The following is a 25,116-nucleotide window of genomic DNA, read 5'->3' as shown; positions in this document are numbered from 1 at the left end:
GTCGATGAGCGTCGAGCGCGCTCGTCCCGACGCCGGCAATCCGGCATCCCCATCCGTTCTCCCCGCGTCCCAGGCTGCGCCGGGCCGTTCGTGGATGATCGCCTGTGTCGCGACGTATGCCGTGCTGGCCTTCGCCGGCGCCATGACGCATCGCCAATGGTTGTCGCTGCTGGCCATGCTTTCGCTGCTTACCGCTGTGCTGTTTCCCGCGCTGCTGGCACGACGCACGCCTGCGTACATCGCGTGGCCGGTGTTGGCGGCGGTGCTCGTCTGGCTGGCGGCACGCGGCTGGCTGACGACGTCGATGGATGCGCTACCGGCGCTGATCAATCTGGCTATCGCATGGCTGTTCGGGCGCACGTTATTGCGAGGCCATCAGCCGCTCATCGCGTATTTCATCGCCACTATCGAGGGCGGGGACCGGCTCGCCCTGCCGGGCGTGGCCAGATATGCACGGGGCCTGACCGTTTTCTGGACGGGGCTGTTGGCTGTTCAGGCTTTGCTCCTGTCGCTCGTGTTCTGCTTTGCCGCACCGGAAGGCTTGCTGGCGACGCTCGGCGTCGCCGTACCCATCCGGCTGGAAGGAGGCATCTTCATGGCATACGCACATGTTGGCTGCTATCTCGTCATTGCAGCGGCGTTTCTCGTCGAGTATCCGGTGCGTCGTGTGTTGCTTCGCGACGTGCCTCATGTGGGGCCCGTTGACATGGCGACGCAGCTCGCGCTGCGCTGGCCGGAACTGCTGAGCAACTGGCGTCGGGGTGGCCCATGAGCGATTTGCCGGAGATAACCCGCGGTATCCGCTTCGAGCCCGGTCATCCCAGTTTTGCGGGGCATTTTCCGGGGCGCCCCATTGTCGCGGGAGTTCTGCTGCTGGAGCAGGTGGCTCTGGCATGGCGCGAATGGCGAGGCCTTCGCTTGCGGTCCATCGCCGATGCGAAATTCGTCGCGCCTTTGCTTCCCGGCGAAGAGGCGATGCTCACTCTTACTGAAATTTCGGAATACCGCATGCGCTTTACGATCGTACGTGCCGGCACGATGCTGGCACGGGGCACCGTCGAAGGATCGACATGACCGCACACTGGCAGCATCAGCGCGAAGGCGGCGGTCGCTTCGCCATCTGGCTCATTCGCGCCATCGCTCTGCATGGCGGTCGTGGTGCCGGCCGCGCGTTGCTGTACCCGATCACCCTGTATTTCTATCTGCGTCGCCGCTCAGAGCGCGAGGCATCAAAGGCCTATCTGGCGCGGGTATTCGGTCGGCCGGCGACTCCGCTGGAAGTGATGCGTCACATCCATTGTTTCGCGTCGACGCTGCTGGATCGGATATTTCTTCTCGCACACGGCGAAAAACGTTTCGATATAGAAACGATCGGTCTCGACGTCCTCGACGAGCGCATCGCCATGGGCCGTGGCGTTCTGCTGATCGGATCCCACCAGGGCAGTTTCGAAGCATTGCGTGCATTGGGCGCGCGCCGGCCCGACATACCGCTGCGCGTGGTGCTCGACAAACAGAAAACCCCAGCCATGACGATGTTGCTCGAAGCGCTTGCACCGGATGTGGGCGCTCGCGTCATCGACTCGTCGATGGACGGTACGTCGATCACGCTCGCCATGGCCGAGGCGACGCGTCAGGGCGGTATGGTCGCGTTGCTCGCCGACCGCGGCCGTGCCCACGAGGCCTTGCGCAAAGCGCCGCTGCTCGGCTCGCCCGCGCCGTTTCCCGTGGGACCCTGGCTGGTTGCGTCGGCGCTACAGGTGCCGGTCGTGCTGTGCATGGGCCTGTACATGGGCGGCAATCGCTACAAGCTGATTTTCGAAGCATTGAGCGACCGCGTGGAAATTCCTCGGCAACGGCGCGCGCAGGCTCTCGACGAACTGATTTCCCGCTACGCTCAGCGGGTGGAGCATTACGCGCGTCTGGCCCCCTATAACTGGTTCAACTTCTATGATTTCTGGCAAGACACTGGTGTTAATCCTCGCGCTGATACCGCTTCTCTCGTACGCCAGGTCGACGCCTGAAGCGAGCGATGCGAACGCGTTCATCGCGACGCTGAAGCGCCCGCCACCCGCGCGCACGCCGTTCGCGGAAGCGCGCTTCATGCGCGTGCTCGACAAGCCGCTGGTCGTCTCGGGCGAACTGGCCTGGCTCGGCGGCGATCGGCTGGAACGCCGCGTCGACGCACCCAATCGCGAGACCGCCACCATCGCGGACGGCGAAGTCACCCAGCAACGCGAAGGGAAAAAGCCACGCAGTTTTTCATTGCAGCGGGCGCCGCAGCTCAAGGTGCTGCTCGATAGTTTCGTTGCGTTGCTCGGTGGCGATCCGTCGCGTCTCGGCGATGCATTCGATGTGAAGCTCGCGCGCGGCGACGTTCACTGGACGCTTACCCTTACGCCGCGCGACGCGCGCATCGCGAAGCAGATCTCGGCTATTCGCATCGACGGCGCCGGTACGGAGCCAGGTTGCATGCGCATGGAGGAAGCCGACGGCGATGTCGCCATCGATTTACTGGGCGATCTGGCAACGAAAATGCCGGCGACGCCCACGCGTGAAAATCTTGCGGCACTGTGCGGCGGGGCACCGTGACCTATCTCCGCCGGACGATGCGCTGAATGCGCCGCGGCGCACGCATCGCGTTGTTGATCTGCTGGCTGCTGGCGTTGGCCGGCCTGGGCCTGCTCATCGCGCAGCGGCTTGTAGTCAGTACGGACCTGCGCAGCTTCATGCCCGCGCCGACCACGCCGGATCAGAAGCTGCTTATGGAGCAGGTGGGCGAGGGCCCCGGTTCGCGCCTGCTGCTTGTCGCGATCGATGGTGCGAGCGATGAGAAACTCGCCGCGCTGAGTCGCGGCCTGAGTGCGAAACTGCGGTCCGACAGCGCCTTCTCGCAGACGATCAACGGCGATTTCGATCTCGGCATGCTCGACGATCAGCTGTTGCCTTACCGGTATCTGCTCTCGCCGACGCTCGATACCGCATCGTTCGATCGCGACTATCTCGCCGATCAGCTCGAACAACGCCTCGACGATCTGGGGTCTCCCGCAGCCACGTTGCTCAAGGGGCTGCTGCCACGCGATCCGACGCTGGAAGTCCTGAAGCTTGCGGAGCAGTGGACGCCGGCGCATTCGCCGGAAGTGCGCGATGGTGTCTGGTTCTCTTCCCGGGGCGAAGCATTGCTGCTCGTGCAGACGCGCGCCGCCGGGTTCGATCCGGGGGCGCAAGGAGAAGCGATCGATCGGATACGTGCCGCTTTCGCCGCGTTGCCCGATAGTGCCGGAGCGCATCTGACCCTGAGCGGCCCCGGTTACTTCAGCGTTGTGGTGAACGCGCAGACACGTAGCGAGGCCGACTGGATCGGACGCATTTCGACGATCGGTTTCATCGTACTCATGCTGGCCGCTTATCGCAGTGTGCGTAGCCTGCTCCTCGGCGCGTTGCCCGTCGTCAGCGGTGCGCTCGCGGGCATTGCGGTGATGACGCTCGCATTCTCCGAGGTCCACGGCATCACGCTCGCCTTCGGGTTTACTTTGCTGGGCGTCGCGCAGGAATATCCCATTCGTCTTCTGAGTCATCGCCGCGCTGGCGAAACCGCCATCGAAAGCGTGCGCGGTCTCTGGCCCTTGTTGCTGACCGCGATCGCATCGGCCTGCATTGCCTATCTCGCTTTCTATGCATCGGGCGTGGGTGGCCTGAAACAACTTGCCGTCTTTACCATTACGGGTCTGCTCGCCGCCGGGCTCACGACGCGCTATGCGCTGCCCTGGCTTTTGCCGGACAACGTCCGCGATGTCGAGAGCACGCCGGGTCTCGCGGCGTTTCGCAACTTCCTCGATAGGCTGCCGCGTCCGCGCTGGCTGCCCGTGCCGGTGGCTCTCGTGGCGGTGCTGATGCTGGTTTTCGCGCCCGGTCCCTTCTGGCAGAACGACCTGTCCGCCCTGACGCCACTGCCGCGGGACTTATTGGCGACCGATGCGCGGCTGCGCGGCGAACTCGGTGCTCCCGATGTCCGTTACCTGCTGATCGTGGAGGGGGCGACGGCCGACGACGTGCTTGCTGTGTCGCAGTCCGTCGAACCACGCATGCGCGCATTGGTTGCAAAGAAGGCGCTGGATGCCTTCGAGCTGCCGTCGATCTACCTGCCGAGCCAAGCGGTACAGCGTGCCCGGCAGGCGAAGCTTCCGGCCCCGGATGCGCTCGACGCGTCTCTTGAGAGTGCACTGGAAGGCATGCCGTTTCGCAAAGACCTGTTCGCTCCGTTCCGGCACGATGTGGAAATGGCGCGTACGGCGCTGCCGCTTACGCCGCAGGCATTCGTCCGGTCGCCGCTGGGTCAGAGACTTGCCGCCATGCTCGTGCAGCGTGGGGATCACTGGATCGGGCTCGGCACGTTGAGCGGCGTGCGCGATCCGGACGCCGTCGCGGCGTTGGGCGCCGACTTCGGTGGAAACGTGCGCCTGCTGGACCTGAAAGAGGCCTCCGAATCGCTGGTCGTCGAATATCGCACGCGCATCCTCCATGCACTGCTCGCCGCCACGGCGCTGCTGCTGGTGACGATCACGCTGGCGTTGCGCAGCGTGCGACGGGCGTGGCATGTCCTTGCGCCGATGACGCTCGCGACGTTCCTCGTCCTTGCCGTCGAACGCGCGGCCGGTATTCCGTTGTCGCTGTTCCATCTGGTCGCGTTGATTCTCGCCGCCGGACTCGGCCTGCATTACGCGTTGTTCTTCGAGCGCGACACGGACGATCCCGCCGAGCAGCGGCGTACGCTGCACGCCACGGTCGTTTGTGTCGTTTCGGCGTTGCTGGTATTCGGCATGCTCGGCTGGTCGTCCATACCGGTGCTTCGCGCGATCGGTCTGACGGTTAGTCTCGGCGTAGCATTCCATTTCTGTCTTTCGATTCTGATGGCGCCACATGCTCGACAAGACTGACTGGATGCACCTCGTGCCGCATGCGGGCGATATGTGCCTGCTGGATGTCGTGCTTGCATGGGACGAACGCACGATCCATGCACGCAGCACGAATCACACGATGCCCTCGCATCCGCTGCGCGGCGACCACGGGCTGCACGCGGTGCACCTGTCGGAGTACGGCGCACAGGCGATGGCGGTGCATGGCGCATTGCGCGCGCGTGCGGCTGGCGGCGGCGCGGCGCGGCCGGGCATGCTGGTAAGCCTGCGCGGCGTCGACCTCGCGGTCGAGCGCGTGGACACCCTGGAGGGTGCACTCGATATCCATGCCGAATGCCTGTATGCCGACGATTCCGGTGCGCAATATACGTTTCGTATCGAGCACGATGGCGTCGTCGTCGCTTCGGGCCGCGCGGCCGTCATTCACCCGTAAGATCCGAAGAACCGGCGATACGCTCCTGCCGGCGCGTCGCCTGTGCTTCCGCGGGGCGCCGGCGCATGAAGAACACCAGCATCGGCGTCGTCATGATGGTGGTGACGATCGCCATGATCAGTAGCATGGTGAACATCTCCTTGCCGATGACTCCGGCATCGAGGCCGACGCGTATGACGATCAGTTCCATGAGGCCGCGCGCGTTCATCAGCGAACCCACCGCGAACGCATCGCGCCAACCCTGACCTGCCAGGCGCGCGCCGGCCATGCCGCCCAGCACCTTGCCGGCGATGGCGAACGCAAGAATGATCAGCAATGCGTAGCCTGCGCCACCGGTGAATGCATCCGCGCTGGTGTTGAGTCCCGCAAGCGCGAAGAACACCGGCAGCAGAAGGAGTACCGTCACGTGCTCGATGCGTTCGACGATGGTGTCGAGCAGACGATCGTCGCGCGGCAGACATGCGCCGAAAAGAAATGCACCAAATACCGCATGCAGGTTCAGCCATTCGGTAGCCGCCGCACAGGCAAGCGCACCCATGAGCAGGACGAACAGCATGTTGCCGTGCGGACGGCTATCCGCGGCGTAACGAGCGAGCATGCGTGCCGCCATTGGGCGAAATACGCCGAAGCACAGCGCGGTCAGCGCGATCATGCCGCCCAGCGTCCGCCAGAACGGCATCCAGTCGCCGTGCACGGAGACGAGGGCCACGACCATGGCCAGCGCGACCCATGCCAGCGCGTCCGCGACGGCCGCCGATGCCAGGGCGAGCCGCGCGGGTCCGGTGTGCGCGAGTTGCCGTTCTTTCAGGATGCGGGCCATGACCGGAAGTGCGGTGATGGCGCCCGCCGTGGCAATGAACAGGGCGAATGGCCAGAAGGCGACGCCGGGCGGTGCAAAGCGTGGATACAGCGCCGGAGCGACCGCGATGCCCAGCAGCATCGGCAGGACCACGGCGAGAACGCCGACCTTGGTGGCGGCCGTCAGCTGGCGCCGGGCACCACCCGGCATGCGCAGTTCGACACCCACCACGAACATGAAGAGCACCAGGCCGAGCGTACTCAGACTCTGCAGCGCCGCGAGGCTGGGTTTCGCGAACAGCGCGGCCTGGGCTTCCGGTGCGATGGCGCCGAACAACAGCGGCCCCAGCGCGATGCCCGCGATCATTTCGCCGATCACCGGCGGCTGTCCGAGCCAGCGCAGCACCCATGCCAGTGCGCGCGCCGTGAGGAGGATCGCCACCAGCTGCACGAGCAACAGGGCTGGGCCCACGGGCATCTCCTAGATCGGGAGCGTATCCACGATGGTGGGCGTATGCGCACGCGAGCGGCGGTAGCTGGCCATCACGTCGCCATAGTGGAATACACGGCGAACGGTGTAGACCGTTATGCGGGTCACGTCGCGCACGGGGCTGAAATGGCTCAGCCGGAATTCGCCCTGGTAGCGCGACGCGATGGGAACGGATACGACGCCCACGTCGAGTTCGCGCGAGGCGGCGATCAGCAGTGCGGCCTCGAAAACGAAGTGCTCCGCGGGAAGGTCGACAAGCGATAACGCGACGCGGGGATAGAGACGCTGTCCGCTCTGGGTATCGGCCACCGGTTGGGCGCACGCCCAGGAAATACCCCAGTCGGCCACGGCATTCGCCCGGCGGCGGCCTTTCGGTTGCTGGTCGCGCTCCAGAAGGCGCGCGCCGATAACGATGCTTCCGGGATGTTTTTCGCTGGCGGCCAGAATGCGCGGGATATCGGATGCAAGGTGCTGGCCGTCGCCGTCCATCGTGACTACGGCATCGAAACCCTGTTTCAGGACCTCGCGAAAGCCCGTGCGCAGTGCTTCGCCCTTGCCCTGTCGCGTGGAGTGACGCAGCAGCGTCACAGGCAGTCCGGACACGATATCCGGCGTCCGGTCGTCTGAGCCGTCGTCCACCACGATCACGGGCATGCCCAGTGCGAGTGTCGATTCGATGACGCCACGGATGGCTTTCTCTTCGTTCAGGCAGGGAATCAACACGCATATGCGCGCTGTTGCGTCGCTCACCGGCATGCCTCCACATCGAGATGTACGTCGAGACTATCGGCTGTCGCGACGCGCAACGCCAGCGATTGTTCTTGCGCGAGCGCTTCCATCAGCCGTAGTCCCGCACCCGTTGGATTGCTGTGCGCCAGGCCATCCATGCGCGCATCGCCCAGCGATGCGTCCCGGATGTTGCCGGGAACCAATGTGAGGTCGATGCGCGCGGCACCCTGATGCGGGTGGGGCGATAATACGAGACTGGCGGCGAACGCGCCCGTGCAGGCGGTCATCTCGCGAAGTGGACCCGTGCCGGCGATGTCGTAGGCGGCGAAAAGGACATCGCGCTCGTCCGCGACGGCCAGCATCGCGGCCTCGAGTAGTCCCGCGCCGAAACTGTACGTGGCGGCGGACACCGCGCTCGAGGCCGCGTGGCAGTGCGTGGCGATGGTCCAGTAACCCACCGGTGCGTTGTGTACCGAGTTGTGGAACCGGATCGGCGACAGCTCCGCCGGCGCCGATGCCAGCGTGGCGCACATGTAATCCGTAATGGTCTGATCGCCGTGCCCGGAGGCGAATACGCAGGCGAGATCGGCCGCGGACAGTCCGCTCATGGCGACCGCCTGGCCAGCGGCGGCCGCGGCGAGCAGGACGCTTTCCGGTGCACGACGTCTCTCGTTCGCGGGCAAGGTGTCGGCAACCGGACGGGTGACTTCGCCGGGCGATGCCTCGTTGCGGACGATGGCACGAAAGGTTGTCCAGTCGGCCATGCCGGGTGCCCACAGACCGATACCGCGGACCCATACCGTGAGTGCCGGACTCATGCCAGACGCTCCGCTGCCGCGAAGGCGAGGCAGGCGTTGTTGCCTCCGAATCCGAACGAATTGCTGAGCGCGATGCGTACGTCGCGCTTTTCGGCGGACCATGCCATCTGCGGGCCGCAGTTCGGGTCCGGTGCTTCGGCATTGATGTTGCCGGGCACCCGGCCTTCACGCATCGCCAGCAGCGTGATCGCCGCTTCGAGCATGCCTGCGGCGCCAAGCGTGTGGCCGGTAAATCCCTTCGTCGAACTGGCGCGCGTCGTCGCCGGGAAGGTCCTCGTGATGAGAGCCGCTTCGACTTCGTCGTTCTTCATGCTCGCCGTGCCGTGCAGATTGATGTAGTCGATATCCGCTGGCGCGAGCCCGGCACGCGCCAGCGCGTCGCGCAGGGCGAGTTCGGCACCCAGACCCTCTGGATGGGGCGTCGACATGTGGTGGGCGTCGCTGGACTCGCCATAGCCAACGAGCCGTGGCGCGTCGGGCGCGGCCTCAAGCCTTTCGAGCAGGGCGAATCCGGCGGCTTCGCCGATGGAAATGCCCCGGCGGCCGGCATCGAAGGGGCGGCAGGGTTCGGGCGACACGAGCTCCAGCGAATTGAAGCCGAAAAGCACGCTGTCGCAGAGCGTATCGACGCCGCCGACGACGGCCGCGTCCACCAGGCCAAGACGGATCATCCGCTCGGCGCTGGCGAATACCTTGGCGCTGGACGAGCAGGCCGTCGCCACGGTCATGCAGGGGCCTTCCAGGTCGAACAGCGACGCGACAAAGTTCGCCAGCGAATGGGGCGTATGCAATGCGGGAAACGCCAGTTCGGGTGGCAGGTGGCCGTCGTCGAGCCGGCGATAGCCTTCTTCCGTCGCGCCGATGCTGGCCGTGGAGGTGCCCATCAACACCGCGACGCGCGAGGCGCCGTACCGCTCGCGCGCGGCGAGTACGTGCCCGACGAAGCCATCCTGGCGAAGACCGGCCCAGGCAAGCCGGTTGTTGCGGCAATCCAGGGAAACAAACGCCTCCGGCACGGGTTCGTCCTCGAGGCCGGGAACGCGACCGATCCAGCAATCGAGCGGGGCGGAGCTGAAGTCGTTACGCGTAAGGCCGCCGCGTCCGGCGGCCAGTGCTTGCGCATGGGCGTCCAGACCGCGGCCGAGCGCGGACGTCGCCGTGAACGCGCGAATGGCGAGGGGAGAGATGGGATGTGGCATGTCGTGAGCCTAGCGGGCGCTCTCTGGATTGCCTAGAGATGCTCCGAACCGGTTTACGCGCGCGTCATGATGTCTGCCCGGGAAGCGGTCTGTTCGATTGCGCATCGCGGCGGGAGTGCGCAGACTCCCTTCGGTTCGTCCACAGCCCTGCCGATGACTCGCTTACTCACTCCCTTCCGACGCGGCGTATGGCGATATCTTTCGGATCGCGACATTCTCCACGCCGGTTTCGTCACGATCCTCGCCGTCGTCGCCAGTTGCGGCCTCGTTTACGTGGGTTATCTCGCGCACGTCTGGCATCTGGCCGCACGTAGTCCGCTGGTGCCGCCGCGACGCATGGTCATCCTGGTATTCGGGCGGCGTCTCGTCGCCGACGAGCCCGAGGCCGATTACCGCGCACGTCTCGGCCGCGGGCTGGATAACGCCAGCGCGGGGAATGCGGAGCAGGTGCTTTTGCTCGGCGGACTTAGCGGTGGCGTGGTGTCCGAGGCCGAAGCGGGGCAGCGCTGGCTTCTCGCACAGGGCTGGCCCGGAAACGTGCCGCTGGAACTCGAACAGGCTTCGATCGATTCCCTCGAGAACCTGCGCCACGCACGCAGCATGCTGCGCGATCAGGTGGACGCCGGGGGTGCGCTTCCGGCTGTCGCGCTGGTGACCAGTCGCTATCACCTGGCCCGTTGCCTGCTGCTGGCCCGCCGCCTGGGCTTCGACGCCACGCCGGTCGCCGCCGAGCCGCGCCTGCCGCGCTCGCTTCGCTACGTGGTCCGTATCGCCGCTGAAGCGGGATACATCATGTGGACCGACATAGGGTTGCGTTGGGCGGTGCTGATCGGCAACCGGCGGATGGTAGAGCGGATTTCCTAGGCGCGACCGCCTGCCGCAGCGACGTCGTTCGCCAGCTTGATAAGCTTGACCGGTATTTATCGCCTGCGAATCGAAGACATGTCAGAACAAGCCGACGTTGCCGCCTCGTTCCTTCGGGAGCTACAGGACCGTATCTGCGCTGCCATCGAGAAAATCGACGGCTCGGCGCGTTTCGAGGAAGACGCCTGGACGCGTCCGGCGGGCGGCGGCGGCCGCACGCGCGTGCTGCGTAACGGGGCGATCTTCGAACAGGCGGGTGTGAACTTCTCGCGCGTTCACGGTTCCCCGTTGCCACCCAGCGCCACGGCACACCGCCCCGATCTGGTGGGCGGGAGCTTCGTCGCCACGGGCGTGTCGTTGGTGTTGCATCCACGCAATCCGCACATACCGACCACGCATGCGAATGTCCGCTACTTCGAAGCCTCGAAGGAGGGTGTCGATACCGTATGGTGGTTCGGCGGCGGCTTCGACCTGACGCCGTTCTATCCCGTCGACGAAGACATAAAGCACTGGCATACCGTGGCGCGCGACCTGTGCGCGCCGTACGGCGACGATGTCTATGCTCGCTACAAGCGCTGGTGCGACGAGTATTTCTACCTGAAACATCGCGGCGAAACGCGCGGTGTGGGCGGCCTGTTCTACGACGATCTCAACGAAGGCGGTTTCGAGCGCTGCCTGTCGTTCACGCGCGATGTCGGGCAAGGCCTTCTGGACGGCTATCTGCCGATCGTCGACCGCCGCAAGGACACGCCATATGGCGAACGCGAGCGCGAATTCCAGCTCTATCGTCGCGGGCGGTACGTCGAATTCAATCTCGTTTACGACCGCGGCACGCTGTTTGGCCTGCAATCGGGCGGGCGCACGGAGTCCATTCTCATGAGCCTGCCTCCGCGCGTACGTTTCGAATACGCCTATACGCCGGAGGTTGGCAGTCCTGAAGCGCGGCTCGACGAGTACCTCAAGCCGCGCGACTGGGTTTAAGGCGTCGCGCCGGAGAACTTCGCCGGCGTGGCACCCTTGATGGCACCGACGGTGGCCTTGTCGCTGACATACAGTTCGACCTCGCGATCGAACTGCAGCGTGCCCTGCACGATGGCGTTCGGGCCAATCACGATCCGCGGCGGGCGGTTGTGGGACGAATTGAAGTTGAACCAGCCGCCAGGCTTTTTCACGAGGATGCCGCCTTCGACGCGCGAGTTGGCGCCCACGTCGATGTCGCCAGCGACGGTTTCGATACCGCCGCCGACATGCGCCGCGTCGAGCACGATCGAGCCGTTGACGTTGGATGTCTTGCCTTTTACGTCGGCACCCTGAGCAAGGCGGATGCCGCCATTGACGGCTTCGACGGTACTGGCGATCTGTGCCTTCGTGCCCAGCGTGATCGCGCCGTTCACCGTTTCGAGTTCGCGGGCGCTGGCGTTGTCGCCGATCGTGATCGAACCGTTGACGGTGCTGGCTTTCTGCGCAGTGGCGCCAGCTCCGATTTCGACCGCTCCATTGACGGTGCTGACGTCTTCGACATGCTGTCCGGCGGGAATGCGGACGGCGCCGTTGACCTTTTCGGTGTCCGAGGCGACGGCTGCGCCGGCGAAGGACAGGGCAATAACGAGGGAAAGCAGTTGACGGCGCATGCAGCGACTCCGCGAGGGTGGAAAGTCATCTTAGGATGCCCCAACCGCGCGCTTCGTTTAGCGTGACCTTCGGCATGGGCCCGTGTTGACGGCGGCGGAGCCAGGTTTCACCATCGTCGTTTTCGCCGATCGACGCCAACGCCATGTACAAACTCGTGATGATTCGCCACGGTCAGTCGACCTGGAACCTCGAAAACCGCTTCAGCGGCTGGGCCGATGTCGATCTCAGCGAGCAGGGCGTCGCCGAGGCCAAAGAGGCGGGTCGCCTGCTGAAGGAGGCGGGCTTCACCTTCGACGTGGCGCATACCTCGTACCTGAAGCGCGCGGTGCGCACCCTCTGGCACGTTCAGGACGTCATGGATCTGATGTGGATCCCCGTCGTGACCGACTGGCGCCTCAACGAACGCCACTATGGCGCGCTTACCGGCCTGAACAAGGCCGAGACCGCCACGAAATTCGGCGACGACCAGGTGAAAGTCTGGCGCCGCAGCTACGACATCCCCCCGCCGGCCCAGGCCACCGCCGATAGCGCGCCCGATGCGCGCTACGCGAACATTCCGGTGCCGCTGACCGAATGCCTGAAGGACACCGTCGAGCGCGTGCTGCCGTACTGGCACGACGTACTGGCGCCCGCGATTCGCGCCGGAAACAACGTACTGATGGCTGCCCATGGCAACTCGATGCGCGCCCTGGTCAAATTCCTCGACGGAATTTCCGACGACGACATCACCGAGCTGAACATCCCGAACGGCATCCCGCTCGTTTACGAATTCGACGCCGACATGAAGCCCGTGAAGCATTACTACCTGGGCGATCAGGCCGAGATCGCGGCGAAGATGGCCGCGGTGGCGAACCAGGGCAAGGCAAAGTAATGCCGGCATGACATCCGTCACCCGCGATGCATGGCGGGCCGCAATCGTGGCTGGTGGCGCATACGCCTAATATCCGCTCACACCCCGCCTCCGAGTCCGTCGTCATGGCCCCGAACTACATTCCGTTCATCGTCGCGCCGCTGATTGCCTTCGGTATCTATCGCCGCCTGCGCAGCCATTTCGGCCGGCAGCCGATCCGGAGGAAGCGGATGATCGCCCGCGTGGCCATTTTCGCGGTCATTGCATGCCTGATGATGCTTTCCGGTCTGCAGGACATCCGGCTTGCCGAAGGCGCGCTGGGCGGTCTGGCGCTGGGCGGCATGCTTGCCTGGTTCGGACTGCGCCTGACCCGTTTCGAATCGGGCCCGGACGGGGACAGCTATATCCCCAATCCCTGGATTGGCGGCGCATTGTCGGTATTGCTGATCGGGCGGCTGGTATGGCGATTCACAGTGCTCGCCCCGGTTTTCGCGGGCGGTGAGCACGTGGCGCAGGTCAATGGACCCGCGCCGGGGAACAGTCCGCTGACGATGCTGGTGATCGGCCTGACCATTGGCTATTACGTCGCGTACTACAGCGGCCTTTTGCTGCGCCACCGGCAGAATCGCCGGCTCGCGGCCGACCTGGCCTGAACGGACGCGCTCAGAGCGCGTCGTTGTCCAGCTCGCCGGTGCGAATGCGGATGACCTGCTCGAGCGAACTCACGAAGATCTTGCCGTCGCCGATCTTGCCCGTGCGTGCCGCCTGGGAGATTGCCTCGGTCACGCGCTCCAGCATGTCGTCCGCGACAGCTACTTCCAGCTTGATCTTGGGCAGGAAGTCCACGACGTACTCGGCGCCGCGGTATAGCTCCGTATGGCCCTTCTGGCGGCCGAAACCCTTCACTTCCGTGACGGTCACGCCCTGAACGCCGACCTCGGCCAGCGCCTCGCGCACGTCGTCGAGCTTGAACGGCTTGATGATGGCCACCACGAGCTTCATTGCCTTACTCCCTGCTGGCGCGGCCACATGCCTGCGCCCTGACGGACCATTGTGCCATTGGCGCGTCGCGGCGTCCCGGGCGGGGGGCTTGACGGCTTCTTTGTAGGAAAAACCCTACACTACGTAGTGGCGAGCGCCTATGGCGACTTTCTACAGCTCTTCTAGACTCTCATTCACGACATCGGGGTGCGCAATGATGGATGTGCAGGGTATCGACCAGCTCGCGCAGCGGTTGGCGTCGTTGGTGCCGCCAGGGTTGGCACAGGCGCGTGAGGATTTGCACGCCAACTTCAAAGATATTCTGGCGCAGGGATTACGCCGCCTCGATCTCGTAACCAGAGAAGAATTCGACGTCCAGAGCCAGGTACTGGCCCGGACACGCGAGAAGCTCGAACAGTTGGAACAGCGCATCGCCGACCTAGAAGTCAGCGTTGCCGCTCGCGGGCAATAGCCCGCCACCTCCCGGGAGCCGCCCCCGATTCGTCACCCTCACCCCGAGAGCGGTCGGGGGCGGTTATTTTTCAAACGACGCAAGGAGTGCGTATGCGAGCCAGATCGAAGCTCGGTCAGGCCGTGACGCGGCTTCAGCGCGCGCCAACCTGTATTTTCCCCGCTCGATGAGCCTCGCGGTCACCCTGACGCGTGCCCAGCAAGGCGTCTCCGCGCCACAGGTCGTCGTCGAGGTGCATTTGTCGGGCGGTCTCCCGAGTACCTCGATCGTAGGCTTGCCGGAAGCGGCGGTTCGCGAAGCCCGGGATCGCGTTCGTGTCGCCATCCAGAACACCGCTTTCGAATATCCCAACCGTCGCGTGACGGTGAATCTCGCGCCCGCCGAACTACCCAAGGACGGTGGACGGTTCGATCTGGCCATCGCCCTCGGCATTCTGGCGGCTGCCTCGCAGATTCCACGCGAGCGTCTCGACGACTGCGAATTCCTCGGCGAGCTGGCGCTGTCCGGCGAGCTCCGGCCCGTACCCGGCATTCTTCCCGCGCTGTTGCGCGCGCGGGCACGCGGGCGTCGCGTCGTCGTGCCGCGCGCCAATGCCGCCGAGGCGGCGCTGCTCGGCCCTGCGGATATCCTTCTGGCGGGCAGCCTTGCCGAGGTCTGTGCCTGGCTGCGCGGTACCGCCGAACTTTCGGCGCCGGCCAACTCCGAACTGGACGATCCACCCTATACCGGCCCCGACATGCGCGATGTGCGCGGACAGTGGCAGGCGCGGCGCGCTCTGGAAATCGCCGCAGCCGGCGGACATCACCTGTTGCTCATGGGTCCCCCCGGTACCGGCAAGACGATGCTCGCCGAGCGCCTGCCGGGCATCATGCCGCCGATGACGGAGTCCGATGCGCTGGAAAGCTGCGCCCTGCGATCGTTGAATGGCGACACCGTCGATCCCGCGCTATGGCGCCGCCGTCCGTTCCGCGCGCCGCATCACACCGCGTCGGGCGTTGCACTCGTCGGTGGCGGATCGTTGCCGCGGCCGGGCGAAATTTCGTTGGCGCACAACGGCGTGCTGTTCCTGGACGAATTGCCCGAATTCAGCAGGCATGTCCTCGAGGTCCTGCGCGAGCCGCTCGAATCGGGCGAAATCGTCATCTCCCGGGCCGCCCGGCAGTGTTCGTTTCCCGCCCAGTTCCAGCTGGTCGCCGCGATGAATCCCTGTCCGTGCGGTTATGCAGGCGACACCCGGGAGACCTGTCGCTGCACTCCCGACCAGATACTGCGTTATCGCTCCCGGATATCCGGTCCGCTGATGGATCGTATCGACATGCGCGTGGACGTACCTCGCGTGCCCCTGTCCGATCTCACGTCGCCGCCGGGTAAGGGCGACGACGATACGACTACCGTACGGGCGCGCGTCGTTCGTGCCCGCGAAAAGGCGTTGCTTCGTGCCGGGCAGCCCAATGCCGACCTCAGCGTCGTCAATCTGGAGCGCGACTGCGCGTTGCCTCCCGCCGAGCGCCACTGGTTCGAAAAGGCGCTGGAGCAGCTCGGCTGCTCCGCGCGTGCCTATCACCGCATCCTACGGGTATCGCGCACCATCGCGGATCTGGAAGGCGGGTCCGGTTGTGTGGAGAAAAGCCATCTCGCCGAGGCGCTGATGTATCGCCGTGGCTAGGTGAAATATATTTTATGTACTGGTGAGTTGACGAATGTCCGGGGCGCGCGGATAATCCTGTACCGGGCAGTTCTTTAATGAACTCCCATGGCCGCCCCGGTATCGGATCCCCTCCCTCCCCCGCTTCGATACCGGGCTCGGCCTTTCTTCACGAAAGGGTGCTTACTATCCTTCGCTTTGCGTCGACCTGTGGGCCGGCGCTCCGCAAGCAAAGGATGAATGCTGCATGGGGCTCGAAATCGGATTGGTCCTGACCGCGATGCTCGTGGTGGGCTTTCTCTGCCAGTGGCTGGCGTGGCGTCTTCGTTTGCCGGCCATTCTTTTCCTGCTTGTCGCGGGCATTGTGCTGGGCCCGGTAACCGGCCTGCTTCAGCCGGATCGGCTGATGGGCGATCTGCTGTTCCCTGTGGTCTCCCTGGCTGTGGCGATCATTCTGTTCGAAGGCAGCCTGACGCTGCGTTTCGGCGAGTTGGCCGGCATCGGCAATGCCGTGCGTGGACTGGTGTCCTATGGCGCGGTGCTCGCCCTGTTGCTGTTGGCCGCCGCGGCGCACTGGATCGGAGGTCTGAGCTGGGAGCTGTCGCTGCTGTTCGGCGCGCTGACCTGCGTTACCGGTCCCACCGTTATCGCTCCCATGCTGCGCACCGTGCGGCCCAATGCGCGCATTGCCAATGTGCTGCGCTGGGAAGGCATCGTCATCGATCCTGTCGGCGCGCTGTTCGCCGTACTGGTGTACGAAGCCATTGTTTCCCGGCGGGAAGGTCATTCCATCCAGGTATTCCTCGGGACCATCGCGTGCGGTGCCATCATCGGCACTATCGCGGCCTTTGTACTGGGGCGGCTTCTGCGTCGGCAGAGCATTCCAGAGTATCTGCAGAATTACGGCACGCTGGCTGCCGTGCTGGCGGCATTCGGCGCATCCAACGCGCTGGCGCATGAGTCGGGTCTGCTGGCTGTCACGATCATGGGCATCGCGCTGGGAAACATGCGTGGCGTCCATGTCGACGACATCATGGACTTCAAAGAGCATCTGACGACGCTGCTCGTTTCGACGCTTTTCATCATGCTCGCGGCCCGGCTGGGCTGGCCATTGCCTCCCGGCGCGCTGGTGTCCGGTATCGCCATCTTCGTCGTCGCGCAGCTCGCGATACGTCCGCTATCCGTGCTGGTGTCCAGTGTGGGCAGTGGACTCAACTGGAGGGAGCGCGCGCTTATCGCATGGGTCGCTCCGCGCGGCATCGTCGCCGCGTCCGTGTCGGCGCTGTTCGCGTTGCGTCTGGAAAAGATCGGCATGGCGGGGGCGGATCGGCTCGTACCGCTGGTCTTCCTGTTGATCATCGGCACCGTGGTATTCCAGAGCGCCACGGCGCGACCGCTGGCGCAATGGCTGCGTGTCGCCGAGCCCGAACCGCGCGGTGTACTGATCTTCGGTTCCGACGCGGTCGCGCTGGAAATCGCGCGTGCGCTGGCTCAGGTCGAGGATCTTCGCGTCGTGGTCGCCGACTATGACTGGAACGGCATACGTCTCGCGCGTATGGAAGGATTGAATACGTTCTTCGGCAATCCGGCATCGCAGGCCGCGGATCGCAAACTCGATCTGACCGGCGTGGGAAATCTTCTGGCGATGTCCACGCATCGCGAACTGAATTCGCTGGTCAGCGTGCATTACCGCGAAGCATTCGGGCGGGACAAGGTCTATCGCCTGCGCAATCTGTCGCCAGCGGAAAGTCACGATCGCGCGTCGCTCGCGGGTAGTTTGCTCGCGACCGCGTTGTTCGACGAAGACATGACGCATACGCGCTTCGCCGAAATGCTGCGCGACGGCTGGCGGATAAAATCGACGCGCCTGACCGAAACGTTCGATTGGCCGCATTTCATCGAGCAGTACGGTTCGCGGACGGTCATGCTGTTTGGCGTCGAGGAAAAGGGCACGCTGCGCATTGCATCGGGCAAGCACGAGCTGGAGCCGCGCCCGGGCTGGACCGTCATAGCACTGGTCCCGCCGCTGTAGGAGCCCGCTTGCGGGCGAAAGCCAACGGAGCGGAGAAGATGTGCGTGACATCCGCAGCCAGAAGACCAGGCTCGCGGAGGTGAGCATCCGTCTTCCTCGCTCCATTGGCTTTCGCCCGCAGGCGGGCTCCTGCAAAATAAGGGCATCGTTTGCGATGCCCTTATCCCTCACGCCGCCGACGCGTGGAACTGCTCTTCTTCCGTCGAGCCACTCAGTGCCGACAGCGAGCTCAGCGAGCCGGCGATGACCTGGTTCACCTGATCGAAGTAACCCGTACCGACTTCGCGTTGATGCTTTGCGGCGGTATAGCCATGCTTCTCGGCGGCGAACTCCGCCTCCTGCAATTCCACATAGGCGGCCATCTGGCGATCCTTGTAGCCACGGGCGAGATCGAACATCGAGTAATTCAGCGCATGGAAGCCGGCCAGCGTGATGAACTGGAACGCATAACCCATGGCGCCGAGTTCCTTCTGGAAGCTGGCAATCGTCTTCTCGTCGAGATTCTTTTTCCAGTTGAAGCTCGGCGAGCAGTTGTAAGCCAGCATCTTGCCCGGGAACTTCGTGCGGATGGCTTCGGCGAACCGGCGTGCCTGCTCCAGGTCCGGCGTCGACGTTTCGCACCAGATCAGGTCCGCATAGGGTGCATAGGCCAGGCCGCGGCTGATGGCCTGCTCGATACCTTCCCTGACTTCGTAGAAACCTTCCACCGTGCGCTTGCCCGTCAGGAACGGCTTGTCGTGGTCGTCGATATCCGATGTGACCAGGCCCGCGCCCATGGCATCGGTGCGTGCGACGATCAGCGTCGGCACGCCGGCTACGTCGGCGGCGAGACGTGCCGCGATGAGCTTCTGCACCGCTTCCTGCGTCGGCACCAGCACCTTGCCGCCCATATGCCCGCACTTCTTGGCACTGGCCAGTTGATCCTCGAAGTGCACGCCCGCCGCGCCGGATTCGATCATGTGCGCCATCAGCTCGTACGCATTGAGGACGCCACCGAAACCCGCCTCCGCGTCGGCGACGATCGGCACGAGCCAGTCCGTTCCGTCCTTACCTTCCGCATGATGAATCTGGTCGGCGCGCAGCAACGTCTTGTTGATCTTGCGCACGACGTTCGGCACCGAGTCCACGGGGTACAGCGACTGGTCGGGATACATGGTGCCCGCCGTGTTCGCGTCGGCGGCGACCTGCCAGCCAGACAGATAAATCGCCTGCAGCCCGGCCTTGACCTGCTGCATCGCCTGGTTGCCGGTCAGGGCGCCCAGCGCGTTGACGTAGGGCTGCTCGTGCAGCGAGCGCCACAGGCGTTCGGCGCCACGGCGGGCAAGCGTGTACTCGACCTGCACCGTACCGCGCAGACGCGTGACGTCTTCGGCGGTATACGGGCGTTCGACACCGTTCCAACGGTCGTTATTCTTCCATTCCAGCTTGATCTGTTCGGCGGTCTGCGTCTTCATGATGGATCTCCGTTCAAGAGTGGATATGTCGTGGCGATCAGGCGAGCTGGTCGTAGGCGGGCAGGGTGAGGAAGTCGCGCAGTTCGTCTGCGTGGGTCAGGGTCGAGATCAATGCGGCGGCTTCGTCGGCACGGTCGTGACCGGGGAACTGGCTCTCGCGCAGCCGGCGCGCATGCGTGGCGAGTGCGTGGTCGAAAAGTGCGAAGTCGATGGGCGCGTGATCGCTGAATTCGATCGGTCCGTGATGCAGCCACTGCCATAGCTGTGCGCGTGCGATCTCGGCGGTGGCCGCATCCTCCATCAGGTTATGGATGGGTACGCAGCCCAGGCCGTCGAGCCACGCGGCGGTGTAGCGAAGGCAGACTTCGACATTGTTGTCGAAGCCCGCCCGCGTCACGGTGCCAGTCGCCGGGGCGATCAGCTGGTCGCGCGATGGATTCACGTCGTCGCGCAACACGTGCAATTGGTTTTGTGCAGGCATGTGCGCATCGAAAATCGCTTTCGCGATGGGGACCAGCGCGGGATGCGCCACCCATGTACCGTCATGGCCGGCGGTAACTTCACGCAGTTTGTCGGCGCGCACTTTTTCCATGGCGGCTTCGTTCGCCGCGTCGTCGCCGCGAATGGGAATCTGTGCGGCCATGCCGCCCATGGCAAAGGCGCCACGACGATGGCAGGTTCGGATCAGCAATTCCGAATACGCCTTCAGGAAAGGCACCGTCATCACCACCTGGCCGCGCTCCGGCAGCAGGCGATCGGCGTGTGCGCGGAACGTTTTCAGATAGGAAAAAATGTAGTCCCAGCGCCCGCAGTTCAGCCCGACGATGCGGCGACGAAGCGCATGCAGGATTTCATCCATCTGGAAAACGGCGGGCAGCGTTTCGATCAGCACCGTTGCTTTCATGGTGCCGCGCGGCAGGCTCAGCTGATTCTCCGCGAACGACATCACCTCTTCCCACAGCGCCGCTTCTTCCATGCTTTGCAACTTGGGCAGATAGAAAAACGGTCCAAGATCGTCGGCATGCAGTCTTGCGGCGTTGTGGAACGCGAACAGGCCGAAGTCGAGCAATGCACCGGCCAGTGTTTCCCCGTCGACCGTGACGTGGCGTTCGGGCAAGTGCCATCCACGCGGTCGGATAACGAGGACAGCGGGGTCGACGCCGATGCGGTACTGCTTGCCCTCGGGACTGGTGTACTCGATCGAACCGTCGATGGCGTCGCGCAGGTTGCGTTGGCCGTCGATCTGGTTGGTCCAGGTCGGGGCGCTGGAGTCCTCGAAGTCGGCCATGAATACCTTCGCACCCGAGTTGAGCGCGTTGATGATCATCTTGCGTTCGACTGGGCCGGTGATTTCCACGCGACGGTCCCGTAGTGCTGCCGGGATCGGCGCCACAGTCCAGTTGTCCTCTCGGATAGCCGCCGTGTCCGCGCGGAAGTCCGGTAACTCACCAGCGTCGTAAGCGGCCTGCCGGATCACGCGCCCGGCGAGGAGCTCGAGACGGCGACCATTGAAACGGCGGTGCAGAGCGGCGACGAATGCCAGCGCGGCGGGCGTCAGCACGTCGGCATAGTTCACCGAAACGGTGCCTGATACCTCGATGCCGGAGGTCAGGTCGATGACGTCCTTGGGTACAGCCATGGCGTTGCTCTCCACGTAAGTCGTGATTGCAAGCTAGGCGTTCGGATGTCATGTTGACAAAGAAAATGTTTCAATTCATAACATTAACAATACTAATGTTATATCTATCATCATGATTTAAATGGAAAATGGTCATGGTTAGAAAGCTGACTGGCTCTGTAAAAGCTCGAAAAGCGCCAGCGAAGCGCACCGGTAGTCAGTCAGCTGGCGAAGGCGATGTCGCCCGTTTCTACTACAAGGGCAACCGGCTCAAGCAGCTTCGCGCCTTCGTTTACACGGTTCGCCTCGGCACCTTGACGCGAGCCGCGGAGGCCCTGTTCCTGTCCCAGCCATCCATCAGCCTTCAATTGAAGGCGCTGGAGCGAGAGCTTGGCCTGCCACTTCTGGAGCGAACCCGTCGACGCATCACTCTTACCGATGCGGGCGAGACGCTTTACGAAATGGCGCGTCCCCTTGTCGAAGGCTGGGAGACTCTCGATAAGAACTTCCTCGCGAAAACACGCGGCACCCAGACCGGGCGCCTGACCGTCGCAGCGGGGTCTTCGACCATCCAGTACCTGCTCCCAGAACTGGTCAAGGCCTACCGGGAGCGCTTTCCGACGGTGCAACTCCAGCTCGCGAACGTCACCGGAAAGGACGGCCTGGCTCTGTTGCGCGCCGACGAAGCCGATATCGCGATCGGATCGATGATCGATGTACCCAACGACATAGCCTGGGCGCCGTTCCAGCATTACGACCCGATGCTGATCATGCCGCCCGATCATCCGCTGGCAAAACGTACCGACTTACGCCTGGAAGACCTCTCACCTTACGGCCTGATCCTTCCGCCGCAGCGCCTGACGACGTATCGCCTCGTCGACATGGTTTTCCAGCAGCGCCACGTGCCGTACACCGTCGCAATCGAGGTCGGCGGCTGGGATGTCATCAAGCAATACGTCGCTATGGGGCTCGGTATCTCCATCGTTACGGGCATCTGCATCACCGACGCGGATCGCGAGCGACTTGTCGTGCGCAACATGCGGCAGTACTTCCCGCAACGCAGTTACGGCGTTGTGATGCGCAAGGGCAAGTTCCTGAGTCCGGAGGCGCGTGCGTTCATCGATTTGATCAGGCCTGGATTGTTGACGCATCGCGACTACGATGAGTCGGGGCATTCGGAGCGTTGACGATGCATGTCAGGCGACGACATCGAGGCGCGATTCGGACCTCAAAACATCAATGACATCTTGCAGCCTTGTCGCTGCTTCGGAAGCGCGCGCGTAATAGCGGGCGGTGTTTGGTCCGTACTCGGATTTATCCAGATTCCACTTTCTGGCTTCCGCAGCCATGAAAGCGACGGCGTCGATTGGGTCGTTTCCATCAGCGGGAAGTACGAAGAACGTACTAGATGCTCTATCTGATATGTGTCCCTCGTCATAGAGCCTGCCAATGATTTTGGCAAGCTCCTTTGGTCGAATGCTCTGGAGATTCACATTGCGAAGGAGGTTCTTTGTGTCTTCCGACATTGATGAGAGAGATTCGGTTGCGGAAGTGCATTCGAGGGGATTGTCGACGTAGCCGCGTTCGCTGGACTCGACCTTGAGGTACTTATAGCCTTTTGAATCGTAGGAGGGCGTGGAAACCGGGGGCATATCCATTGGCAGAATCCGATGCGGTGGTCCGAGCATCAGCGTGCGTCGAATAGTTTCCGCGCGCGATCCGCGATCTACCCCTCGATATGTCGGCGAAAGATGGGCTGTTGGTCCGCTGCGCTCTTTCCGCTTCGCCTTCCTAAACTCGACGTGTAGGTACAACGACTTTCCGTTGCCCCGACGATCTTTTTCACGAAATCGTGAGCTATGTTCGTCTGGCGCATTGACGCGCATTCCAGGGAGAGATCATGAAGATTGTAGAAAGCATGATGATGGGGTTGATTGCCATGTCTATGGCCGGCGCAGTTGGGGCGAAGTCAAATGGAACTGTGGAGCCGATGGCGGTCGCTATCGATGTGGAGCGATCCGGTTCCACGGCGCGCGACTGTCCATTTCGTATCCGGGACGGACAGGCTTCGGGTACGTTGAGCGACCGAGAGGAACGGGAGGCATTTCGATGGACCACAAGCTGCACCGGGTTCGTGAACGTACGAATATCCGGTAGCTCGATGCATTTCCGATTCCAGCGGCTGACGAATGGCGGCTGGACGACCATCGCAGACAGCGGGAGCACCGGCACCAATACATATCTTCCGTCCGTCGACGGCGGTACGTATCGTATTCTTGCTTATAACGCCTGGACACGAACAGGCGAATATGTTGTCGTCTACAACTACGGAATCGGTTGAGTACTTTAAGCACGTACAGAACAAAGGCGCGCTACCGGAAGGCAGCGCGCCTTTGTTCTTTCTATAGAGAAGCATGCAATGAGACGGAATTCGTCGTCGCCTCACGCCCCGCGATGCTTCCCACGATACGGCGCAAACATCGCACGGATGGCGATCATGTCGGTTTCGACGCTGTCGGTCGGATGGAACAGCGGTCCCAGTGTGAAGGTCTTGCTGGGATAGTCGATGAAGATCGGCTGGATGGGGACGTTGGCGCCGCGGGCGATACGCAGGAAACCGGATTTCCAGTGCTGCACGTGTTTGCGCGTGCCTTCGGGTGCGATGCCAAGCCACATGCGTTCGCGGGAGTTGAAGCGTTCGATCATCTGGCCGACGACGTCGGTGGCGGCCTTGCGGTCGATCGGCACCATGCCAAGGCGACGCACGATGGGACCGAAGGGTCCATTGAGCGCTTCGCGTTTGATCATGACGCCGAGATCGACGCCGATGCCCGACTTGATGAGAAGGCCCCAGACGCCATCCCAGTTGGACGAATGCGGCGCGCCGATGACCACGACCTTGGAGAGGTTGGGCAACTGACCTACAAGACGCCAGCCGCTGCGAGCAATGGCCCAGCGACAGAACCGCTTCCAGAGCGAATCCGGTAACGCAGGCGCGAGCGGCGGCGGATAGTCGGGCAATTCGCTCATTCGCGGCCCCAATCCTTGCTGCGCGTACTCTTGATGTTGCCGCGCTTCTGCTTGCCGACGAGGCGGCGCTCCTTCGAGGCGCGCGTGGGTTTGGTGGCCACACGCTTCTTCTGAACGACGGTCGCTTCGCGAATGACGTCGATAAGGCGGTCTCGCGCATCGTCGCGATTGCGTGCCTGATCGCGGAAGCGGCGGGCCTGGATGACGAGTACGCCGGCGTCCGTCATGCGGCGGTCGCGGCGCGCTAGCAGGCGTTCGCGTAACTCATCCGATATCGAAGGCGACGATGCGACGTCGAAGCGAAGCTCGACGGCGCTCTCCGTCCGGTTCACATGCTGCCCGCCGGGACCGTCCGCGCGCATGAAGCGCTCGACGAGCTCGGATTCGGGAATGGCGATGGACCGGGTAACGATTAGCATGATGGGTGGCGATTCTAGCAGTCGTCGTGGAGCGCGGATGTCAGCGCCTCGCCCCACTGGAAACGCTCGAGAATGCGGTGCCACGTATCGTCCAGCCCCGCCTCGATCGCCAGGGGCTGCCCGCTGACCGGATGGGTGATATCCAGTCGCAGTGCGTGCAGCAGCAGGCGATGCGATGAAAAGTACTGCTTGAAAAGGCGGTTATGGTCGCCGCGTCCATGCTGGCTATCGCCGATCAGGGGATGGTGGATATGCGCGAAATGTTTGCGGATCTGCCGGAATCGGCCGGTTTTCGGCTCGGCCAGCAGTAGCGAATAGCGCTGCCGTTCGTAGCGCCCGAGTGCGATTTCGACTTCGGTCGTCGCCAGTTGCCGGTAGTTGGTTGACGCCTCGCGCCGCGGGCCGGTGTCGCGCGAACCGGGCAGCGGGTAGTCGATCGTGCCTTCGGCGGGTTCGGGCCAGCCGCGTGCGACGGCGATGTAGCGCTTGCGTACCGTCCGGCCCATGAACTGCTCGCCGAGCGCCGCCGCCACTTCCGGCGAGCGTGCAATCAGCAGCACGCCCGATGTGGCGCGGTCGAGGCGATGGGCAAGGTGTACCCGCCCATCGATCTGCTCGCGAAGCATATCGATAAGGAACGCGTCATCGGGGCCGACGAACTTCGACCGGTGCACGGCGAGGTTCGCGGGTTTGTTGACGGCGACGATGTCGTCGTCCTGAAAGAGGATTTCCAGCATGG

The 25,116-nt window shown here is 63.7% G+C and carries 27 protein-coding genes; 15 read left to right on the top strand and 12 right to left on the bottom strand.

Going from position 1 to position 25,116, the window contains the following annotated elements:
* Positions 1 to 4 precede the first annotated feature (4 nt).
* From EC912_RS07295 to EC912_RS07270, 6 genes are read left to right on the top strand one after another with little or no spacing between them, the layout of a single operon-like run.
* Entirely contained in the window at positions 5 to 772 is a 768-nt protein-coding gene (locus EC912_RS07295; protein ID WP_132142473.1) for a xanthomonadin biosynthesis protein, read from the top strand.
* Positions 769 to 1,074 (top strand): hydroxymyristoyl-ACP dehydratase, encoded by a 306-nt coding sequence (locus tag EC912_RS07290; RefSeq protein ID WP_132142472.1) that lies wholly within the window; start codon positions 769 to 771, stop codon positions 1,072 to 1,074. The genes EC912_RS07295 and EC912_RS07290 overlap by 4 nt, the downstream gene beginning before the upstream one ends.
* Positions 1,071 to 2,021 (top strand): acyltransferase, encoded by a 951-nt coding sequence (locus EC912_RS07285; protein ID WP_207906777.1) that lies wholly within the window; start codon positions 1,071 to 1,073, stop codon positions 2,019 to 2,021. The genes EC912_RS07290 and EC912_RS07285 overlap by 4 nt, the downstream gene beginning before the upstream one ends.
* A complete protein-coding gene (locus EC912_RS07280) occupies positions 1,969 to 2,589 on the top strand; it encodes a LolA-related protein (protein WP_243649182.1) in 621 nt (206 codons plus the stop codon). The genes EC912_RS07285 and EC912_RS07280 overlap by 53 nt, the downstream gene beginning before the upstream one ends.
* A 26-nt stretch (positions 2,590 to 2,615) precedes the next feature.
* The gene (locus EC912_RS07275) at positions 2,616 to 4,934 is read left to right on the top strand and encodes an MMPL family transporter (protein ID WP_132142469.1); all 2,319 of its coding nucleotides are present in this window, start codon (positions 2,616 to 2,618) and stop codon (positions 4,932 to 4,934) included.
* Complete coding sequence (locus tag EC912_RS07270) at positions 4,918 to 5,346, top strand: phosphotransferase (protein WP_132142468.1); 429 nt, start codon at positions 4,918 to 4,920, stop codon at positions 5,344 to 5,346. Before EC912_RS07275 ends, EC912_RS07270 begins: the two co-directional genes overlap by 17 nt.
* Here the strand turns inward: EC912_RS07270 and EC912_RS07265 are convergent.
* From EC912_RS07265 to EC912_RS07250, 4 genes are read right to left on the bottom strand one after another with little or no spacing between them, the layout of a single operon-like run.
* Positions 5,333 to 6,616: a cation:proton antiporter gene (locus EC912_RS07265; RefSeq protein ID WP_243649181.1), complete on the bottom strand. Its 1,284-nt coding sequence runs from the start codon at positions 6,614 to 6,616 to the stop codon at positions 5,333 to 5,335. The genes EC912_RS07270 and EC912_RS07265 overlap by 14 nt on opposite strands.
* Positions 6,617 to 6,625: 9 nt before the next feature.
* The gene (locus EC912_RS07260) at positions 6,626 to 7,384 is read right to left on the bottom strand and encodes a glycosyltransferase family 2 protein (RefSeq protein ID WP_243649180.1); all 759 of its coding nucleotides are present in this window, start codon (positions 7,382 to 7,384) and stop codon (positions 6,626 to 6,628) included.
* Entirely contained in the window at positions 7,381 to 8,181 is an 801-nt protein-coding gene (locus tag EC912_RS07255; RefSeq protein ID WP_132142465.1) for a beta-ketoacyl synthase chain length factor, read from the bottom strand. The genes EC912_RS07260 and EC912_RS07255 overlap by 4 nt, the downstream gene beginning before the upstream one ends.
* Positions 8,178 to 9,380, bottom strand: a complete 1,203-nt coding sequence (locus tag EC912_RS07250) for a beta-ketoacyl-[acyl-carrier-protein] synthase family protein (protein WP_207906776.1) — start codon at positions 9,378 to 9,380, stop codon at positions 8,178 to 8,180. The genes EC912_RS07255 and EC912_RS07250 overlap by 4 nt, the downstream gene beginning before the upstream one ends.
* A 153-nt stretch (positions 9,381 to 9,533) precedes the next feature.
* Between EC912_RS07250 and EC912_RS07245 the strand changes: the two genes are divergently transcribed.
* Positions 9,534 to 10,244, top strand: a complete 711-nt coding sequence (locus tag EC912_RS07245; RefSeq protein ID WP_132142464.1) for a YdcF family protein — start codon at positions 9,534 to 9,536, stop codon at positions 10,242 to 10,244.
* Between the two features lie 78 nt (positions 10,245 to 10,322).
* Positions 10,323 to 11,225 (top strand): oxygen-dependent coproporphyrinogen oxidase, encoded by a 903-nt coding sequence (gene hemF / locus EC912_RS07240; RefSeq protein WP_132142463.1) that lies wholly within the window; start codon positions 10,323 to 10,325, stop codon positions 11,223 to 11,225.
* Here hemF and EC912_RS07235 read toward each other — a convergent pair.
* Positions 11,222 to 11,875 carry a hypothetical protein gene (locus tag EC912_RS07235; RefSeq protein ID WP_132142462.1) on the bottom strand — a complete coding sequence of 218 codons (654 nt, stop codon included), beginning with the start codon at positions 11,873 to 11,875 and terminating at the stop codon, positions 11,222 to 11,224. The genes hemF and EC912_RS07235 overlap by 4 nt on opposite strands.
* A 143-nt stretch (positions 11,876 to 12,018) precedes the next feature.
* On the opposite strand from EC912_RS07235, the gene gpmA reads away from it, so the two are divergent.
* A complete protein-coding gene (gpmA, locus tag EC912_RS07230) occupies positions 12,019 to 12,747 on the top strand; it encodes a 2,3-diphosphoglycerate-dependent phosphoglycerate mutase (protein WP_132142461.1) in 729 nt (242 codons plus the stop codon).
* Positions 12,748 to 12,851: 104 nt separating this feature from the next.
* On the top strand, positions 12,852 to 13,379 hold the full coding sequence (locus tag EC912_RS07225; protein ID WP_132142460.1) for a DUF1453 domain-containing protein: 528 nt from the start codon (positions 12,852 to 12,854) through the stop codon (positions 13,377 to 13,379).
* Between the two features lie 10 nt (positions 13,380 to 13,389).
* Here EC912_RS07225 and glnK read toward each other — a convergent pair whose 3' ends face one another.
* A complete protein-coding gene (gene glnK, locus EC912_RS07220) occupies positions 13,390 to 13,728 on the bottom strand; it encodes a P-II family nitrogen regulator (protein ID WP_132142459.1) in 339 nt (112 codons plus the stop codon).
* Positions 13,729 to 13,921: 193 nt separating this feature from the next.
* On the opposite strand from glnK, the gene ubiK reads away from it, so the two are divergent.
* The 3 genes from ubiK (at position 13,922) to EC912_RS07205 (ending at position 17,856) form a co-directional block, all read left to right on the top strand.
* On the top strand, positions 13,922 to 14,179 hold the full coding sequence (gene ubiK, locus EC912_RS07215) for a ubiquinone biosynthesis accessory factor UbiK (protein WP_132142458.1): 258 nt from the start codon (positions 13,922 to 13,924) through the stop codon (positions 14,177 to 14,179).
* A gap of 166 nt (positions 14,180 to 14,345) precedes the next feature.
* The gene (locus tag EC912_RS07210; protein ID WP_132142457.1) at positions 14,346 to 15,845 is read left to right on the top strand and encodes a YifB family Mg chelatase-like AAA ATPase; all 1,500 of its coding nucleotides are present in this window, start codon (positions 14,346 to 14,348) and stop codon (positions 15,843 to 15,845) included.
* A 226-nt stretch (positions 15,846 to 16,071) separates the two neighbouring features.
* Positions 16,072 to 17,856, top strand: a complete 1,785-nt coding sequence (locus EC912_RS07205) for a cation:proton antiporter (protein ID WP_132142456.1) — start codon at positions 16,072 to 16,074, stop codon at positions 17,854 to 17,856.
* A gap of 167 nt (positions 17,857 to 18,023) precedes the next feature.
* On the opposite strand, the gene aceA is transcribed toward EC912_RS07205, so the two are convergent.
* Both aceA and aceB read right to left on the bottom strand, forming a co-directional pair.
* The gene (gene aceA, locus EC912_RS07200) at positions 18,024 to 19,313 is read right to left on the bottom strand and encodes an isocitrate lyase (protein WP_243649199.1); all 1,290 of its coding nucleotides are present in this window, start codon (positions 19,311 to 19,313) and stop codon (positions 18,024 to 18,026) included.
* 34 nt (positions 19,314 to 19,347) lie between these two features.
* Entirely contained in the window at positions 19,348 to 20,949 is a 1,602-nt protein-coding gene (aceB, locus tag EC912_RS07195) for a malate synthase A (RefSeq protein ID WP_132142454.1), read from the bottom strand.
* Positions 20,950 to 21,083: 134 nt separating this feature from the next.
* On the opposite strand from aceB, the gene EC912_RS07190 reads away from it, so the two are divergent.
* Positions 21,084 to 22,115, top strand: coding sequence for a LysR family transcriptional regulator (locus tag EC912_RS07190; protein ID WP_132142453.1), 1,032 nt, complete (start codon positions 21,084 to 21,086; stop codon positions 22,113 to 22,115).
* A 9-nt stretch (positions 22,116 to 22,124) separates the two neighbouring features.
* Here EC912_RS07190 and EC912_RS07185 read toward each other — a convergent pair whose 3' ends face one another.
* Complete coding sequence (locus tag EC912_RS07185; RefSeq protein ID WP_132142452.1) at positions 22,125 to 22,586, bottom strand: hypothetical protein; 462 nt, start codon at positions 22,584 to 22,586, stop codon at positions 22,125 to 22,127.
* 242 nt (positions 22,587 to 22,828) lie between these two features.
* Between EC912_RS07185 and EC912_RS07180 the strand changes: the two genes are divergently transcribed.
* Positions 22,829 to 23,269, top strand: coding sequence for a hypothetical protein (locus tag EC912_RS07180; protein ID WP_132142451.1), 441 nt, complete (start codon positions 22,829 to 22,831; stop codon positions 23,267 to 23,269).
* Positions 23,270 to 23,370: 101 nt separating this feature from the next.
* On the opposite strand, the gene EC912_RS07175 is transcribed toward EC912_RS07180, so the two are convergent.
* The 3 genes from EC912_RS07175 to EC912_RS07165 are packed head-to-tail and all read right to left on the bottom strand — an operon-like array spanning position 23,371 to position 25,114.
* The gene (locus tag EC912_RS07175; RefSeq protein WP_132142450.1) at positions 23,371 to 23,958 is read right to left on the bottom strand and encodes a 1-acyl-sn-glycerol-3-phosphate acyltransferase; all 588 of its coding nucleotides are present in this window, start codon (positions 23,956 to 23,958) and stop codon (positions 23,371 to 23,373) included.
* A complete protein-coding gene (arfB, locus tag EC912_RS07170) occupies positions 23,955 to 24,377 on the bottom strand; it encodes an alternative ribosome rescue aminoacyl-tRNA hydrolase ArfB (RefSeq protein WP_132142449.1) in 423 nt (140 codons plus the stop codon). Before arfB ends, EC912_RS07175 begins: the two co-directional genes overlap by 4 nt.
* A gap of 14 nt (positions 24,378 to 24,391) precedes the next feature.
* Positions 24,392 to 25,114 carry a pseudouridine synthase gene (locus EC912_RS07165; RefSeq protein WP_132142448.1) on the bottom strand — a complete coding sequence of 241 codons (723 nt, stop codon included), beginning with the start codon at positions 25,112 to 25,114 and terminating at the stop codon, positions 24,392 to 24,394.
* Positions 25,115 to 25,116: the final 2 nt, after the last annotated feature.

The organism is Luteibacter rhizovicinus, from assembly GCF_004342265.1.
Taxonomy (GTDB): domain Bacteria; phylum Pseudomonadota; class Gammaproteobacteria; order Xanthomonadales; family Rhodanobacteraceae; genus Luteibacter; species Luteibacter rhizovicinus_B.
The sequence above is the reverse complement of the archived record's forward strand: the minus strand, read 5'-3'. Positions and strand labels throughout refer to the sequence as shown.

What these genes read in the sequence shown, in the direction of transcription:
- glnK (WP_132142459.1), bottom strand. Translation starts at nt 13,728, where the DNA reads ATGAAGCTCGTGGTGGCCATCATCAAGCCGTTCAAGCTCGACGACGTG.
- gpmA (WP_132142461.1), top strand. Translation starts at nt 12,019, where the DNA reads ATGTACAAACTCGTGATGATTCGCCACGGTCAGTCGACCTGGAACCTC.
- ubiK (WP_132142458.1), top strand. Translation starts at nt 13,922, where the DNA reads ATGATGGATGTGCAGGGTATCGACCAGCTCGCGCAGCGGTTGGCGTCG.
- EC912_RS07285 (WP_207906777.1), top strand. Translation starts at nt 1,071, where the DNA reads ATGACCGCACACTGGCAGCATCAGCGCGAAGGCGGCGGTCGCTTCGCC.
- EC912_RS07290 (WP_132142472.1), top strand. Translation starts at nt 769, where the DNA reads ATGAGCGATTTGCCGGAGATAACCCGCGGTATCCGCTTCGAGCCCGGT.
- EC912_RS07245 (WP_132142464.1), top strand. Translation starts at nt 9,534, where the DNA reads ATGACTCGCTTACTCACTCCCTTCCGACGCGGCGTATGGCGATATCTT.
- EC912_RS07275 (WP_132142469.1), top strand. Translation starts at nt 2,616, where the DNA reads ATGCGCCGCGGCGCACGCATCGCGTTGTTGATCTGCTGGCTGCTGGCG.
- hemF (WP_132142463.1), top strand. Translation starts at nt 10,323, where the DNA reads ATGTCAGAACAAGCCGACGTTGCCGCCTCGTTCCTTCGGGAGCTACAG.
- EC912_RS07235 (WP_132142462.1), bottom strand. Translation starts at nt 11,875, where the DNA reads ATGCGCCGTCAACTGCTTTCCCTCGTTATTGCCCTGTCCTTCGCCGGC.
- EC912_RS07205 (WP_132142456.1), top strand. Translation starts at nt 16,072, where the DNA reads ATGGGGCTCGAAATCGGATTGGTCCTGACCGCGATGCTCGTGGTGGGC.
- arfB (WP_132142449.1), bottom strand. Translation starts at nt 24,377, where the DNA reads ATGCTAATCGTTACCCGGTCCATCGCCATTCCCGAATCCGAGCTCGTC.
- EC912_RS07250 (WP_207906776.1), bottom strand. Translation starts at nt 9,380, where the DNA reads ATGCCACATCCCATCTCTCCCCTCGCCATTCGCGCGTTCACGGCGACG.
- aceB (WP_132142454.1), bottom strand. Translation starts at nt 20,949, where the DNA reads ATGGCTGTACCCAAGGACGTCATCGACCTGACCTCCGGCATCGAGGTA.
- EC912_RS07255 (WP_132142465.1), bottom strand. Translation starts at nt 8,181, where the DNA reads ATGAGTCCGGCACTCACGGTATGGGTCCGCGGTATCGGTCTGTGGGCA.
- EC912_RS07185 (WP_132142452.1), bottom strand. Translation starts at nt 22,586, where the DNA reads ATGGATATGCCCCCGGTTTCCACGCCCTCCTACGATTCAAAAGGCTAT.
- EC912_RS07210 (WP_132142457.1), top strand. Translation starts at nt 14,346, where the DNA reads ATGAGCCTCGCGGTCACCCTGACGCGTGCCCAGCAAGGCGTCTCCGCG.
- EC912_RS07270 (WP_132142468.1), top strand. Translation starts at nt 4,918, where the DNA reads ATGCTCGACAAGACTGACTGGATGCACCTCGTGCCGCATGCGGGCGAT.
- EC912_RS07190 (WP_132142453.1), top strand. Translation starts at nt 21,084, where the DNA reads ATGGTTAGAAAGCTGACTGGCTCTGTAAAAGCTCGAAAAGCGCCAGCG.
- EC912_RS07180 (WP_132142451.1), top strand. Translation starts at nt 22,829, where the DNA reads ATGAAGATTGTAGAAAGCATGATGATGGGGTTGATTGCCATGTCTATG.
- EC912_RS07165 (WP_132142448.1), bottom strand. Translation starts at nt 25,114, where the DNA reads ATGCTGGAAATCCTCTTTCAGGACGACGACATCGTCGCCGTCAACAAA.
- EC912_RS07295 (WP_132142473.1), top strand. Translation starts at nt 5, where the DNA reads ATGAGCGTCGAGCGCGCTCGTCCCGACGCCGGCAATCCGGCATCCCCA.
- EC912_RS07225 (WP_132142460.1), top strand. Translation starts at nt 12,852, where the DNA reads ATGGCCCCGAACTACATTCCGTTCATCGTCGCGCCGCTGATTGCCTTC.
- EC912_RS07175 (WP_132142450.1), bottom strand. Translation starts at nt 23,958, where the DNA reads ATGAGCGAATTGCCCGACTATCCGCCGCCGCTCGCGCCTGCGTTACCG.